Annotated in this window: 11 protein-coding genes, 1 tRNA gene, 1 pseudogene and 2 riboswitches; of the genes and pseudogenes, 7 read left to right on the top strand and 6 right to left on the bottom strand. The window is 57.0% G+C overall.

Features of this window, described 5'->3' with window-relative positions:
• The 4 genes and pseudogenes from NI20_RS0101330 to NI20_RS0101345 all read right to left on the bottom strand — a co-directional run.
• Positions 1-1025, bottom strand: a pseudogene (locus NI20_RS0101330) (InlB B-repeat-containing protein); the annotation flags it as partial.
• Entirely contained in the window at positions 962-1843 is an 882-nt protein-coding gene (locus tag NI20_RS0101335) for a vWA domain-containing protein (RefSeq protein ID WP_033119668.1), read from the bottom strand. The gene NI20_RS0101335 and the pseudogene NI20_RS0101330, both read right to left, overlap by 64 nt.
• A 55-nt stretch (positions 1844-1898) precedes the next feature.
• A riboswitch (cyclic di-GMP riboswitch) is annotated at positions 1899-1986 on the bottom strand.
• Between the two features lie 189 nt (positions 1987-2175).
• Positions 2176-3012, bottom strand: coding sequence for a transglutaminase family protein (locus tag NI20_RS13945; RefSeq protein ID WP_052084342.1), 837 nt, complete (start codon positions 3010-3012; stop codon positions 2176-2178).
• A 13-nt stretch (positions 3013-3025) separates the two neighbouring features.
• A riboswitch (cyclic di-GMP riboswitch) is annotated at positions 3026-3113 on the bottom strand.
• Positions 3114-3277: 164 nt separating this feature from the next.
• Positions 3278-4858: a peptide chain release factor 3 gene (locus tag NI20_RS0101345; protein ID WP_033119669.1), complete on the bottom strand. Its 1581-nt coding sequence runs from the start codon at positions 4856-4858 to the stop codon at positions 3278-3280.
• A 123-nt stretch (positions 4859-4981) separates the two neighbouring features.
• Between NI20_RS0101345 and NI20_RS0101350 the strand changes: the two genes are divergently transcribed.
• From NI20_RS0101350 to NI20_RS0101380, 7 genes are all read left to right on the top strand, one after another.
• Positions 4982-5057, top strand: a tRNA-Gly gene (locus tag NI20_RS0101350).
• Between the two features lie 562 nt (positions 5058-5619).
• Positions 5620-7023, top strand: coding sequence for a S41 family peptidase (locus tag NI20_RS0101355; protein WP_033119670.1), 1404 nt, complete (start codon positions 5620-5622; stop codon positions 7021-7023).
• A gap of 312 nt (positions 7024-7335) precedes the next feature.
• Positions 7336-8835: a carboxypeptidase M32 gene (locus tag NI20_RS0101360; RefSeq protein ID WP_052084343.1), complete on the top strand. Its 1500-nt coding sequence runs from the start codon at positions 7336-7338 to the stop codon at positions 8833-8835.
• Between the two features lie 172 nt (positions 8836-9007).
• On the top strand, positions 9008-10291 hold the full coding sequence (locus NI20_RS0101365; protein ID WP_033119671.1) for a serine dehydratase subunit alpha family protein: 1284 nt from the start codon (positions 9008-9010) through the stop codon (positions 10289-10291).
• Positions 10288-10899, top strand: coding sequence for a pyroglutamyl-peptidase I (gene pcp, locus NI20_RS0101370; protein ID WP_033119672.1), 612 nt, complete (start codon positions 10288-10290; stop codon positions 10897-10899). Before NI20_RS0101365 ends, pcp begins: the two co-directional genes overlap by 4 nt.
• A gap of 246 nt (positions 10900-11145) precedes the next feature.
• Positions 11146-11490, top strand: coding sequence for a tyrosine-type recombinase/integrase (locus tag NI20_RS0101375; RefSeq protein ID WP_033119673.1), 345 nt, complete (start codon positions 11146-11148; stop codon positions 11488-11490).
• Between the two features lie 43 nt (positions 11491-11533).
• Positions 11534-11719 carry a hypothetical protein gene (locus NI20_RS0101380; RefSeq protein ID WP_156108527.1) on the top strand — a complete coding sequence of 62 codons (186 nt, stop codon included), beginning with the start codon at positions 11534-11536 and terminating at the stop codon, positions 11717-11719.
• Between the two features lie 309 nt (positions 11720-12028).
• Here the strand turns inward: NI20_RS0101380 and guaA are convergent, their stop codons facing one another.
• Together guaA and NI20_RS0101390 are read right to left on the bottom strand one after the other, a co-directional pair.
• Positions 12029-13570 carry a glutamine-hydrolyzing GMP synthase gene (gene guaA / locus NI20_RS0101385; RefSeq protein ID WP_033119675.1) on the bottom strand — a complete coding sequence of 514 codons (1542 nt, stop codon included), beginning with the start codon at positions 13568-13570 and terminating at the stop codon, positions 12029-12031.
• 100 nt (positions 13571-13670) lie between these two features.
• A complete protein-coding gene (locus NI20_RS0101390; RefSeq protein WP_033119676.1) occupies positions 13671-15269 on the bottom strand; it encodes a CTP synthase in 1599 nt (532 codons plus the stop codon).
• Positions 15270-15290 lie beyond the last annotated feature (21 nt).

Here is a 15290-nt window from a genome sequence, read left to right on the forward strand (position 1 = left end):
TTGATGGTGGGGGTATTGACACCGTAGGTCAGGTCGGGGAAGGTGGTCTTTTCGGAAGTGGTGTTACCGCCATCCAGATTATACGTCACCGTATACTTGCTTTTCTCCCACTGCGCCGTCAGGGTCACATTTGCGGCGGGCATGGTGAACTTGCCCTCGCTAATTGCAGGAGCATCGACAGCGTCGTTGTTCATGGAAGGTGTCCAGCCGATGAACTTATAGCCTTCGCGCGTAGGCACACTGTTCGTCACAACAACGTCAGCGCCCTGCGGATAGTACAACTTCTCAGGGCCATTACCATTGTTGGGCCAAGAGGCATTGTCACCAATTGCATATTCAACAGAGTAGCCGTTAACGGTAGCCGTCTTGTGCGACGTCACGACCTTGGTCTCGGTTCCGATTCCATCTTCCGACTTCACCTCTACCTCTACTCTGGCAGCATGGGTTTCAGGCGTGTCGGCGTTGGTCGGGATGTTCGCACTGGTGTAACCATCGCCGCTGGGCTTCACCTTGATCTCGATGACCAGAGTTTCTTCGGCATCGCCGATGCCCTTATAGTGCGCAGAGAAATCATAATTCGTGACCGTCACGGTCTTGCCGTTGGGGGTAGCCACCGCTTTGACTGCATCCGCGATCTCCTTCTCACGGCCGTTCGCATCGATCGCGTAGATCTTCACGTCGTCCGCAGTACCGGCAAAGGTGAAGTAGTCGGACAGCGTGTCGGTGATCACGGTATCGCCGTTCAGTTTATCATTGTCCGGCTCGGGGACCGTGGTGGAGATATCCTTGAAGATTTTTTTCAGCGACGAAGCGTTAGACGCTGTCAGGTAGTAGTTAGAAGAAGTCCCAGTGAAATTCTCGGTGATCTTATACGTAATTTTGTAGTGGAGAATGCCGAGACCTCTTGTATCACGATCTAAACCAATCGAATCTGCATTCGGATAATTACTGGAAACCAGATTCAAGAAACGATTACCGGCAGGTCGATCGGTTTCCGAAAATCCGTACCCGGGAACAGACCCCATGTGTCCTTCATCCACTTTGAATCTATCGTACCATCGCTATTTACATCGAAGTCTCTTGCGCCATACATTTCATCCGGATCTGCACCATTGAAGATACCAACGGTATAAATGGTGACGCCGCTGTCCTTCATGCTCTTCGCCGCCGAAATAGCGGTATTGGCAACATCTGTATCGAAAAAGTCGGACGTTGTCGGCACACCGTCGGTAAAGACGATCACGGTTTTCAGGCGGCCTGCACCAGCTTCGGAGTTGTTCATCAGCGTCCGTGCCGTCTCCATACCTTCCCCGACGTTTGTTGCGCCGGAGGGATTTTTCGGCAAATTGCTAATCTTTCTGGTGAGTGCATCTGCACCATCACTGTTCACGGGAGTCCAGTTTACCAGCGTTTTCGCATTATCGTCAAAGGTCACGATCGCCATGTGGTGGTTAGCATCGTCGCTGTACTTGGCTGCCACCTCGCCGATAAAGCTGTTGACCGCTTCCTTCATCGCATACTGGCGGCGAGCTTTATTGTTATTTGTGGAATTGCCATTAAAATCATCTGCCATCGAGCCGGACTGGTCCAGCACCAGCACGATATCCATCGGCACGGCCTCGGTCGTGGTCGTCGTTTTGCCCGTTGCCTGCGCGGTCATCCGAATGGTGTAGTTGCCATTCGCATCCGGCCCGTCTGCGGTCTTGGTAAAGTTCATGCCGGAGCCGCTGTCCGTCGTCGGATCGCCCTCTGCCGCCAGTACGTTCAGCGGCAATAGCGACAGCGTCATCACGAGGACCAGGACCCAGGTGAGAAGGCGCTTGCCAACTTTCTTCTCAGACATAAAAAATCCTCCTTCTTCTGCCTGTACGGCGCGAAGAAGGGGGAGGTAATCTGCATTTGGCAACCGGCTGCCGTGCGGCGCGAGCGCCGTTTAGGTCCGGGGCTTTGCGACACAGGCTTTCGCCTGCTGTGCCTTTTTCTGTACAGTTGCTCTTCTGCGAGCCGCACAGATATTTGTGTTTGCCAATATTTTATGTTCACAGTATACCAGATTTGCCCAAAAATGCAAGGAAATTCTCAAAAAATACATAAGATATTAACAGAACTAATACTGCACAGAAAAAAACGGCGGCAGGAAATACCTGCCGCCGTACTTCGACGAATTGTGATATTTTACGCCACCGTGGACACGGCGAGCGTATCGCTCTGCTGGGAGTAGGTCAGGGGGGAGACGCAGCCGGCGAAGGTGGTCTCGTTGATGACGCGCTTGGTGACGGCATAGGTCATGTCGATCTGGTACCAGTTGCCGCTGACGCTGACCTTGTTCCAGGCGTGGTAGCTGCTGCCGGCGTAGCCCTTGGTGAGGGTGCAGGGGATGTTCTGGCTGCGGCACATGGCGGCGAAGAGGGACGCGAGGTCGTAGCAGATGCCCTTGTTGCTGTTCAGGGTGGCGGCGGTGTCGGGGATGTACTTGCTGACCTTGCCGGAGGTGATGTCGCTCGCGAGCTTGGTGTCGTAGGTGTAGTGACCGGCGATGTAGTTGTAGATCGCGGTGACCTTGTCCATATCGGTCTTGGCGTCCTTGCAGAGCGCGGCGGCCTTCTTGCACACATCGTCACCGGAGGTGAACTGCACGTCGGTCGTGGCGATGAGGTAAGGGGCGTAGGCGTTTTCAATCTTGGCGTTGACGCGCTTGCTGGTCACGACGCGGTAGGTCGTGCCGGAGATGTTCTCGCAGAGGGAGATGGTGTAGGTGCCGTCGCCCTGCTCGGGGGAGAAGACGGCGTCCTTGCCGCTCGGGCAGTTTTTGTAAGACGTCTTTTCGTTACCGTACTGGATGCCGACCTTCAATTTGGCATTGGAGGTGTAGTTGACGGTGACGAAACCATACTTGGCATTCGTGGTGTCAATGGTGGTGCCATTGGCAGCGCTGGCGTTCACAACCGTGAACATGGACATGACAATAAGCACTGCGAGCATAGCGCAGGCATGACGAAACAGCCGTTTCATACGTCGATCTCCTTTCGGTAACTGGCTGCCAGCCCTGTTACTAGGGGTAAGGCCCTATAGCTTTGCGTCGCCGGTTTTCACCGGGTTTGCTATTATCGTTTGAGATGCGGTCGAAGCGGCTGCACCTACTCTTTTTTACGGCTCACACTATATACGCGTTCTTAACGTTTGTTAACAGATAATTTGCGCTTTTTCGACAAAAAACAGGCAAAAAAGAGCGCGAAAATCGCGCTCCTTTTGATGTTTTTGCAATTTTCGGGCAAAATCACACGCTGAGCCAGTCGTCGAGGATAAGACCCTCGTTGTGCTTGGTGAGAAAGCCCACGCTCCACTCGCCGCCGAAGGCGATGAGCTTGCGCCCCTTGAAGTCCTCGAGCACGCGGGAGCCCGAGCAGAGCATCAGGTCCTTCACGTCGCATGGGCACTCGCGGATCAGGCGCAGGTGCTCGTAGGGGAGGCCGCTCATGCGCAGGTCCACGCCGTACTCGTTTTTCATGCGGTACTCGAACACGTCGAACTGCAGCGTGCCGACCACGCCGACGACCACGTCCTCAAAGCCGCTGTCGGGGATTTTGAAGATCTGGATGGCGCCCTCCTGCGCGATCTGCTCCACGCCCTTGACGAACTGCTTGCGCTTCATCGTGTCCTTGGGTGAGACGAGCATGAAGTGCTCGGGCTCGAACGTCGGGATGCCGGAGAAGCGGAACTTTTTGCCGGGCATCGTGATCGTGTCGCCGATCGAGAAGATACCGGGATCAAACACGCCGATGATGTCGCCCGCGTAGGCCTCGTCGACGATCTCGCGCTCGGCGGCCATCATCGTCTGCGGCTGGGAAAGGCGCATCTTGCGGCCGGACTGGACGTGGAAATACTCGGTGTCACGCTCAAACTTGCCCGAGCAGATGCGCATGAAGGCAAGGCGGTCACGGTGGGCCTTGTTCATATTGGCCTGGATCTTGAAGACGAAAGCCGAGAATTCGGGGGAGTAGACGTCCACCTCGCCCGCGTCGCTCACACGCGGCAGCGGCGGCGTGGTCATCTCTAAAAACGCGTTCAAAAACGGCTCGACGCCGAAGTTCGTCAGCGCGCTGCCGAAGAACACGGGGGAGAGCTTACCGTGGCGCACGGCGTCGAGGTCAAAGTCACGGCCTGCGCCGAGCAGCTCGACCTCTTCGGCGAGTGTGTCGCGGCGGGCCTGACCGATCAGGTCGACGAGCGCGGGATCATCGAGCTCGATTTCCGTGATGCCCGCCTTTTTGGCGTGGCCCGCGTCGGTGAAGTGCAGGATGCAGCGCTTATCGCGGTCGTACACACCGGCAAACTCCTTGCCGCAGCCAATCGGCCAGTTGACGGGATAGGTGTCGATGCCCAGCTCGCGCTCGACCTCCTCGCAGAGCTCGAGCGGGTCGCGCGTCTCGCGGTCCATTTTATTGATAAAGGTAAAGATGGGGATATTGCGCAGGGCACAGACCTTGAAGAGCTTGCGCGTCTGCGGCTCGACGCCCTTTGCGCCGTCAATGACCATGACGGCGCTGTCCGCGGCCATCAGCGTGCGGTACGTGTCCTCAGAGAAGTCCTGATGTCCCGGCGTGTCGAGAATGTTGATGCAGTAGCCGCCGTGCTGGAACTGCATGACCGACGACGTGACCGAAATGCCGCGCTGCTTTTCGATTTCCATCCAGTCGGATTTTGCCGCGCGCTCGCGCTTGCCCTTGACCTCGCCCGCCTGGGCGATTGCTCCGCCGTAGAGCAGAAACTTTTCCGTCAGCGTGGTTTTACCGGCGTCCGGGTGCGAAATGATCGCAAACGTCCGGCGGCGGGAGATCTCTTCCTGTAAAGTGGCCATGACTGCCTCCTGAAAAATACGATTTACCGGGCAAGTGTATCACAGCCCCCCGCATTTTGCAACAGAATCCTAAAATCTATGCTTGACAAAGCGAAAAATGTCTGGTATAGTAAATCTTGTTCCGCGGGCGTAGCTCATCTGGTAGAGCGCCACCTTGCCAAGGTGGAGGTAGCGAGTTCGAGCCTCGTCGCCCGCTCCAAAAAATAAAGGCATGATGTAAGTCATGCCTTTATTTTTTGGAAATGAAGCGGGCAGAGGGTCGAACAGGGCGCGAGCGAAGCGAGAAAACGCCCCGGTGGGGCGTTTGTCGCCCGCTGTGCGTGTCGCGGCACGGCAGTGCTGCGAGCGAGCCTCGTCGCCCGCTCTCAAAAAAGAGGTCACAACGTAAGTTGTGACCTCTTTTTTGGGATTCCTGTGAGAAATTAAAATGCTCGGGCGAAGTGAATTCGCCTTCCGCCAAGGTTTTGCTGCGCAAAACGCTTGTACGGCGCAAAAGCGTTGTTTTTTGCTTCGGTAGGCCAAATAGATACGGGACATCCGAACTGGGTGTCCTGTTTTTTATAAGAACGTTCCCTGTCAATGATTGAAAACAGGTTTTTAATTTGCTATGATACCTTCACACTTTCCATAGGGGATAATTTGTGAAAAAAAGATTTGCTATATGCAGCACAATAGTTTTGCTGCTGCTTTTGTCAGCCTGCGGCGCACCGCAGGCGTTGGACTTTTCCTACGCTCCGGAAGGAGAAGAACTTTCTTCTTTGATGGTGGAGACTTCACAAACTCACCGTGCAGAACTGGAGCACGTTCCCTCTGCGGCTGATTTTGCCGATGCGATTTCGGATGACCCCGCCTCGGCAGGGCTGCTGAGCGAGAGCGAGGTGGAGAGCCTTTTACGAGGTCATGCCGCGATGGAGACGGTGTCGAAGGAACAGGCGCAGTCTGATGTTTCCCTGCTGTTCCGCACGCTGCAAAGCGCTTACGGCGCTTACGAATACTTTGGGCAGGAAAAGTTTGACGCAGCGGAGGACGCTGTGACACAATGGCTTTCCTCACAGGATGATGAGATTAAAGTTTCTGCGCTGGGAGAAAAACTGCAGGAATCTCTCGCATTCATGCTTGCGCACGACGCGCATGCCATGATTTATGAACCGGCGACGGAAGAGATCGAAGCGCAGGTGCGATATGAATACTTCTTTGCCGACAACTTCTATTTTTCAAAGGATGTCAACGGCAGCTATTATATGATGAATGACGGGGAGAGGTGGACATTGAGTAGCTTCTCCGATGAACATGTCAGCGTGCAGCCGACGCTTCTGCAAGACGGACGCATTGTTTATCAGCCGACGCTTTTTGCGCTGCGGAAGGACGCCGTGCAGAGCAGTGTCACACTGAAAAATTCTTCTGGAAAAGCGAAAATCTATCGCCTTGACTGGACGGAGAGTCAGCCGCTTGATGTTGACCTCGGCACGCTGGATTACCGCCTGATACAGGAAGACGGTCTTACCTATGTTTCCCTCCGCAGCTTTGTTTCCAGCACATATGATAATATGCTTGCACGCTATGCTCGGGAAGGGGCAAAAGCACGCGGGAGCAAAGCGGTGATCTATGACCTGCGCGGCAATGTTGGCGGCTCGGACAGTTGGCCGAGAAAGTGGATACAGAGTTTCCTTGGAACGCAGAACAGTATTGAGACCTCCATGCTGTATGCGCAGAAAAACAGCGCCCTTTTTGCTGCGGAAAACAGCGAGAGCCTGCTGCCGGAAGATGAGGGAACTTGCTTTGCCCGTGAAGTCCACGGGACCTGGTATGAAAATGATATTCCGATCATCGTGTTGGTTGACGATCATTGCGGCTCGTCCGGCGAGGGCGCGGTACAGCTTTTGAAAACGCTTGACAATGTGCTCGTTGTCGGCAGCAACACGGCGGGATACCAGCTCTGCGGAAATATCAGCACCTTTACATTGCCATATACCGGCATCGGTGTGCGCTTTGGGTCAACGCTTTTCCTCTATGGGGACGGAGAAAATGTCGATCACAGGGGCTATGCTCCGGATGTCTGGTGTGATCCGCAGGATGCGCTTGCTTCAGTGCTGGCACTGCTGAAAGAACAGGGGGTCGTCAGTGCAGATGCTTGCGAAACCGTGAGAGAAAAAATAGTGAAATGATGAATTTTTCGCTCATACAGGCAGAGCGGCAGCGGGTAATAGAAGCAACTCAAATCGTATAGCACCCACACTTGGCAGGTATTCGATTCCGCAGGCTGCGCAGATCTTCAAACTGCAAACTGCCAATGTCGGGGGTCGAGGGGAACTCCCCTCGCGTTCGCTTTGGGGGGTACAAGGGGGCATTCTCTCACGCGAGAGAATGCCCCCTCTTCTGCGCGGCCACAGGGGGAGAACCTCAGCGTCCCCCTTGCGCAGCAAGCCCCTTTCATGCTATGATATTTTCACAGAAAAAGAGAAAGTGAGGAGATCATCATGACTCTCGATGAAGCAATCAAGTCCTTGATGGCTTTGCAGGCTAAGCTCGCGGCCTACGGCCACGCCATGGGCCTGCTCTTTTACGACGGCGCGACCACCGCGCCCAAGGGCACGGCGGCGAACCGCGGCCAGACCATGAGTATTTTGAGCGAGGAGCACTACAAGCTCACGACCGGCGGGGAGACCGTCGCGCTGCTCGAATTCCTCGACGCGCGCAAATCTGAGCTCGACGAAAAGCAGCAGCGCATGGTGTTTTTGCTCATCAAGGACATCCGCAATATGCAGAAGATCCCGATGGACGAGTACGTCGCCTACCAGCAGCTGCTTGTCGAGGCGGACGACGTCTGGCACCGCGCGAAGGAGACGAGCGACTTTGCTCTCTTTGAGCCCGTGCTTGAGAAAATTTTCGAGACCAACATCCGCTTCGCACACTACTGCGCGCCGGAAAAGGATTCCTACGACTACTGGCTCAGCGAGTATGAGGACGGGCTGACGATGGCGCAGTGCGACGAATTTTTCGCGACGCTGCGCGAGCACATCGTGCCGCTTCTCAAGAAGATCAAGGAAAAGCCGCAGGTCGACGACGCGATGCTGCACGGCCATTTTTCCGAGGAGAAGCAGGCGCAGCTTTCCGACTACCTGATGCGCACGATGGGCCTCGATTTGGACCATGTCGGCCTGTCCACGACCGAGCATCCGTTTACGACGTCGCTCGGCTCGCACTTTGACGAGCGTATCACGACGCACTATTTGGAGGAGAATTTTGCCTCCTCGATGTTCTCCGTTATCCACGAGGGCGGCCACGCGCTCTATGACACCGGCAGCGCGGATGATCTCGCCTATACGGTGCTCGACGGCGGTGTCTCCATGGGCATCCACGAGAGCCAGAGCCGCTTCTATGAGAACCTGCTCGGCCGCTCCCGCGCCTTTACGGGTTTTGTTTTCCCGAAGCTCTGCGAGCTCTTCCCCTCGCTCGCGGGCCACACGGCGGAGGAATTCTACCGCGCCATCAATAAGGCGGAGCCGTCCCTCATCCGCACCGAGGCCGACGAGGTCACCTACAGCCTGCACGTCATGGTGCGCTACGAGCTCGAAAAGCGCGTGATGCACGGCGAGCTCAAGGTACACGACCTGCCGGGCGAGTGGAACCGCCTTTATAAGGAATACCTCGGCGTCGACGTGCCGGACGACAAACACGGCGTTTTGCAGGACAGCCATTGGTCGGGCGGCAGCATCGGCTACTTCCCGTCCTACGCGCTCGGCAGCGCCTACGGCGCACAGCTGCTTCGCAAGATGAAAGAGACGGTCGATGTGGACGAGTGCCTCAAGACCGGCAATTTCGCGCCCATCAACGCGTGGAACCGCGAGCACATCTGGCAGTACGGCTGCCTCAAAAAGCCCGGCGCGCTCTTGGAACAGGCGCTTGGCGAAAAGTTCGACCCGACGGTCTACACGCAGTACCTTGAGGAAAAGTACGGCGAAATTTACGGTTTGTAAGAGCGGAATAGCATCAAAAAGGCGGTATCCGACCGGATATCGCCTTTTTGTGCGTGAAACGTGGAAAGTCCATTGCATTGTAACCGCATTTCCGATACAATGGGCGGAGAGAGAAGCGGGTAACGAGCGGAGGAGAGACCGCACGCCCGCAATGAGAGATGGGAGAGCAAAAATGAATACTGCGCTGTATGAGACCTACGTTCAGATTTTGCATGAGGAGCTTGTACCCGCGATGGGCTGCACTGAGCCCATCGCCGTCGCCTACGCGGGTGCGCTTGCGCGCCAAACGCTCGGGACACTTCCCGAGCGCATCGAGCTGACCGTGAGCGGCAATATCATCAAAAACGTCAAGAGCGTTATCGTGCCGCACACCGGCGGGCGAAAGGGCCTTCCCGTCGCGGTCGCGGCGGGCGTACGCGTCGGCGATGCCGGCGCGCAGTTAGAGGTGCTGGCGAATGTGACGGAGGACCAGCTGCCGCTGCTGGACGAGTACCTTTCCGCGGCGGAGATCACGGTGAGCAAATCGCCGCTGCGCTGCCCGTTCGACATTCAGGTGTGCGTGCTTGCGGGCGGGGACACGGCCTTTGTCCAGATCGTCGGCAGCCACACAAACGTCGTGCGCATCGAGAAAAACGGCGAAGTGCTGCTCAGCAAGCCCTTTTCCGAGGAGGCGGCCCAGCCGCCCGAGAGCCGCAGGAGCCTGACGGTCAAGGACATCATCGTCTTTGCCGACGAAGTCGACTTAAACGATGTCCGCGTGCCCATCGCGCGCCAGATCGAATATAACACGGCCATCGCTGAGGCAGGATTGACAGGGCAGTACGGCGCGGCCATCGGGAAAATCCTGCTTGATTCCTATGGCGACAGCGTGCAGAACCGCGCCAAGGCCTGGGCTGCCGCGGGCTCGGACGCGCGCATGAACGGCTGCGAAAAGCCTGTCGTCATCAACTCTGGCAGCGGCAATCAGGGCATGACGGCTTCGCTGCCCGTCATTGTCTACGCGCGCGAGCTGAAAGCGAGCGAGGAGCAGCTCTACCGCGCGCTCGTCGTGTCGAATCTTGTCACCATCCATCTGAAAACGGGCATCGGCAGCCTTTCCGCCTACTGCGGCGCGACCAGCGCGGGCGCAGGAGCCGGGGCCGGCATCTGCTATCTGTACGGCGGGCGCTATGATGAGATTGCCCACACGATCGTCAACGCGCTCGCCATCAACTCCGGCATGCTCTGCGACGGGGCGAAGGCGAGCTGCGCGGCGAAGATCGCTTCAGCGGTCGAGGCGGGGCTGCTCGGCATGCAGATGTACCGGCACGACAGCCAGTTCTACGGCGGCGATGGCATCGTCGTCAAGGGTGTGGAGAACACCATCCGCGCCGTCAGCAGCATCGCGCGCGACGGCATGCGCGAGACCGACAACGAGATCATCCGCCTGATGATCGGGGAGGAAACTGTCAAATGAAGATACTTGTCACAGGCTTCACGCCGTTCGGCGGGGAGCAGATCAACCCCTCGTGGGAGGCGGCACGCCGGCTTCCCAACCGCATCGGGGGAGCAGAGCTCATCAAGCATGAAATTCCGACGGAGTTTGACGCCTCCGGTGCTGCGCTGCACAAACTTTTGACGGAGTTGCGTCCCGACGCGGTGCTCTCCGTCGGCCAGTACGGCGGCGCAAATTGCATACGCGTCGAGCGCGTGGCCATCAACCTGCGCGACGCGCGTATCGCCGACAACGCGGGTAAACAGCCGACGGACGAGCCGGTTGTGGCCGGAGGTCCGGACGCCTATTTTGCGACGATCCCGACGCGCGAGATCGTCGACGCTCTGCGTGAGCAGAATATCCCTGCCCAGCTCTCGTACTCCGCGGGCACATTCGTGTGCAACAATCTCCTTTACTGCGCCCTGCACGAGAGCGCGCAGAGCTATCCCGCCCTGCGCTGCGGCTTTGTCCACGTCCCCTACCTGCCCGAGCAGGCAAAGGACGGCAATGCGCCGAGCATGGGTTTGGAAATGATGGTCAAAGCGCTGCATATTGCGGTGGAAGCGATCGCAGAGGAAGAGAAGCAGTGAACTGAAAATAAGAAAGCCCGCGGCAAATCGCCGCGGGCTTTTGCTATTTATACTGTTGCAGGCTTGGGGAAATCATTCCTACTTGCTCTCTGAAACCGGGACCTAAACGATTTTGTATCCGGCTATCGGGATTACTTAGATTATCCAAGAATTACGGTGTATCATAATTCCTATTGCCATTATATTGTCACGAATGACAGATTGGCGCAAAACCAATCTGTATGGATATTATAGGCGCAGTGCTCTTTGAATTGCGATACTGCTTTTTCAAAATTCACACGCAGTATTTTTAAAAAGCGTCCAAAACATCTTGGATGCAAGGGAGCTGAACCACGGGCATATTGGACACTTGACGAGTTTATACAGTTTAGAAATGTGGTTGCAGATAAACCAGAATACTATTACGCATTTGAGGTCTTGTATTGGACAGGTATGCGGATGGGTGAAATGCTGGCTTTGCGATTGGGCGATATTGATTTCGATAATCTGACTATCAAAGTGGACGAAACCTATACCCGTCTTAAAAAGAAACAGGTGGCGCAGTGTTACGGTTGCTTTCAGAGTTTCACCAGAAGAAGCGTACCGCCTTAACATGGTAGCAAAAACTTCTGGACTCACGAAGCAGGATTACATTTTGAAGCAACTGTTCAAAGAAGAAGTCATTGTTCGCCCCAACTGCCGCATTCAAAAAATCCTCAGTCAGTACCTTATAGAGCTGACTGAGGAAATGAAACGAATGCAGCGAATCGAGCAGGATGATGACATTTTAGAGAATATAACTTACCTTGTCGAGTTGATAGCTCACATGGGAATATCTTGATTGGAGGTCAATAAATGATGTACAGATTTGAAGACGAAAAATATTGTGTGTGGAAGTTACCGCAAGATGAGCGTTACTGCTATAACTGCTCTCTTTGCAACTTTGGTTTGGACTGCTGCAACAATCCGATTCATTACTCAGACACCGAGGGTGATGAAGAATAAAGGAAATGCTCTGACGATTGGTTTCGTCAGAGCATTTCTTGTTTTCTCTGAAAATAAGTTGCGTCAAATTCGCGTCAAAAGGCGATTTTGATAGCATCGAAATCCGCAAAAGCCTTGTATTTCAAGGCTTTTCTGGCTTCTGCAATCATTCCCACTCCACCGTTGCGGGGGGCTTGCTGGTGATGTCGTAGACAATTCTGTTGATGCCCTTGACCTCGTTGACGATGCGGCCGCTGATCTTGTCGAGCAGCTCGTAGGGGATGCGGGCCCAGTCGGCGGTCATGAAGTCCTCGGTCGTCACAGCGCGCAGCGCAAGCACGCGGTCGTAGCTGCGGCCATCGCCCATGACGCCGACGGTGCGCGTGTCGGTCAGGACGGCGAAGTACTGGTTCATCTTCTTGTTTTCGCCGGCCTTTTCCAGCTCCTCGCGGTAGATCGCGTCGGCAAGGCGCAGCGTGTCGGCCTTTTCCTTCGTGATCTCGCCCATGATGCGGATGGCAAGGCCCGGGCCGGGGAACGGCTGGCGGGAGACGAGGTATTCGGGAAGCCCCAGCTCGCGGCCAAGTTGACGCACTTCGTCCTTAAAGAGCAGGCGCAGCGGCTCGATGATCTCCTTGAAGTCGACATAGTCGGGAAGACCGCCGACGTTGTGGTGGCTCTTGATGACTGCGGCATTGCCAAGGCCGGATTCGATGACGTCGGGGTAGATCGTGCCCTGAGCGAGAAAGTCGACCGCGCCGATCTTCTTCGACTCTTCCTCGAACACGCGGATGAACTCTTCGCCGATGATCTTGCGCTTGCGCTCGGGATCGGAGATGCCAGCGAGCTTCGAGAGGAAGCGGCCCTCGGCGTTCACGCGGACAAAGTTGATGTCCCACTTCTTGAACGCCGCCTCGACCTCGTCGCCCTCGTTGAGGCGCATGAGGCCGTGGTCGACAAAAACGCAGGTGAGCTGGGGGCCGACGGCCTCGGCCAGCAGCGCCGCCACGACGGACGAGTCCACGCCGCCGGAGAGCGCCAGCAGCACGCGGCCAGAGCCGACCTTTTCGCGCACGGCGGCGATGGCAGTATTTTTATAGTCGCCCATCGTCCAGTCGCCTGTCGCGCCGCAGACCTCGTAGAGGAAGTTGCGGATCATCGCGGTGCCGAACTCCGTGTGGTTGACCTCAGGATGGTACTGCACGCCGTAGAACCCGCGCGTTTCGTCGCAGATGGCGACGTTCGGGCAGGCGTCGGAGTGCGCGACGAGAGAGAAGCCCTCGGGGACCTTTTCCATGTAGTCGCCGTGACTCATCCACGTCACGCTCTTTTCGGGAAGACCCTTGAAGAGTTTGCAGTTCGTGTCAAAAAACGTCTCGGTCTTGCCGTATTCGCGCGCGGTGGCGTCGTTTGCGGCGACGACCTTGCCGCCGAGGTGGTGCGCGATGAGCTGGCAGCCGTAGCAGATGCCGAGCACGGGCACGCCCGCGTCAAAGAGCGCGGGATCGACGTGCGGCGCGTCCTCGAGATACACGCTGTTCGGGCCGCCGGTGAAGATGAAGCCGATGGGCTTCATTGCGAGAAGGTCCGCAAGCGGCGTCGTGTAGGGCTTGACCTCGCAGTAAACGCCGCATTCGCGCACGCGGCGCGCGATGAGCTGGTTGTACTGGCCGCCAAAGTCCAGTACGATGATGGTCTGATGGTTCATATTGAAATTCTCCTGCCGTATCCAATAATATGGTAAAAGCATCATATCATAGCTTTTCCCATTTTTCCAGCGGTATTGTAAAAATAAAAAGGTCGCGCGGTCAATGGACCGCGCGATCGAGGGAGGCCGCGACAAAGCCGCGGAACAGGGGATGCGGCTTGTTGGGGCGGCTCTTGAATTCGGGGTGGAACTGCGCGCCGACGAACCAGGGATGGCTCTTCGATTCGACGATCTCGACGAGCGTGCCGTCGGGGGAGAGACCGGCGAGGCGCATGCCGGCGTCCGTGAAGTCGTCGCGGAAGTCGTTGTTGAACTCGTAGCGGTGGCGGTGGCGCTCCCAGATCTCCGGCGCGTCGTAGAGCGCGCGGGAGAGCGAGCCCTCTTCGAGCACGCAGGGATACTTGCCAAGGCGCATCGTGCCGCCCTTGGCCGTCACGCCGACCTGCTCGGGCATGAGCGCGATGACGGGATGCGCCGTCGTGGAGGAGAACTCCGCGCTCGTCGCGTCGTCCCATGAGAGCACATGGCGCGCAAATTCGATGACTGCGATCTGCATGCCGAGGCAGATGCCGAGGTACGGGATGCCGCGCTCGCGCGCGTACTGCGCGGCTAAGATCATGCCCTCGATGCCGCGGTCGCCAAAGCCGCCGGGGACTAAGATGCCGCTGCACCCGCAGAGCTTCTGCGCGATGTTGTCACTCGTCAGCGTTTCGGAGTCGACCCATTGAATTTCGACGCTCGCGTCGCAGGCCGTGCCCGCGTGGAAGAGCGACTCAACGACGCTCAAATAGGCGTCGTGCAGGCCGACGTATTTGCCGACGAGCGCGATGCGCACATGACGGTGCACGCCGTGGATCTTGTCGACCAGCGCGCGCCACTCGGTCATGTCAGGTTCACCGCAGTCAAGGTGCAGCTTGCGGCACACCACGCGGCAAAGGCCCTCGTGCTCAAGCAGCAACGGCACCTCGTAGAGCGTGGACGCCGTTGCGTTCTGGATGACGCAGTCGGGCTCCACGTTGCAGAAGAGCGCAATCTTGCGGCGGATGTCGTCTGTGATGGGCTCATCCGTGCGCACGACGAGAACGTCCGGCTGGATGCCCTCGCTCAGGAGTTCCTTGACCGAGTGCTGCGTGGGCTTGCTCTTGAGCTCGCCGCTGCCGGGGATGGTCACGATGAGCGGCACGTGGATGAAGAGCACATTTTCACGCCCGCGCTCGGCTGCGACTTGACGGATGGCCTCCAAAAACGGCTGGCTCTCGATATCGCCGACCGTGCCGCCGATCTCGGAGATGGCAACGTCGGTCTCGCCGTCGTCCATGTCGTAAATGCGGCGCTTGATCTCATCGGTCACATGCGGGATGATCTGCACCGTGCCGCCAAGATAACCGCCCTGGCGCTCGCGGTTGAGAACGCTCCAGAAGATTTTGCCCGAGGACACGGAGGACTTCTCGTCCAGCGCCTCGTCGACAAAGCGCTCGTAGTGGCCGAGGTCAAGGTCGGTCTCCGCGCCGTCGTCCGTGACGAAGACCTCGCCGTGCTGATACGGGCTCATCGTGCCGGGGTCGACGTTGAGATACGGGTCGAACTTCTGGTTTTTGACCTTCAGCCCGCACTGCTTTAAGAGCCGCCCGAGCGACGCCGCGCAGATGCCCTTGCCCAGCCCCGACACCACGCCGCCGGTGACAAAAATGTACTTCATAGATTTTCTTCCTCCCCTGTC

Source organism: Oscillibacter sp. ER4 (assembly GCF_000765235.1).
Lineage (GTDB): Bacteria > Bacillota > Clostridia > Oscillospirales > Oscillospiraceae > Hominicoprocola > Hominicoprocola fusiformis.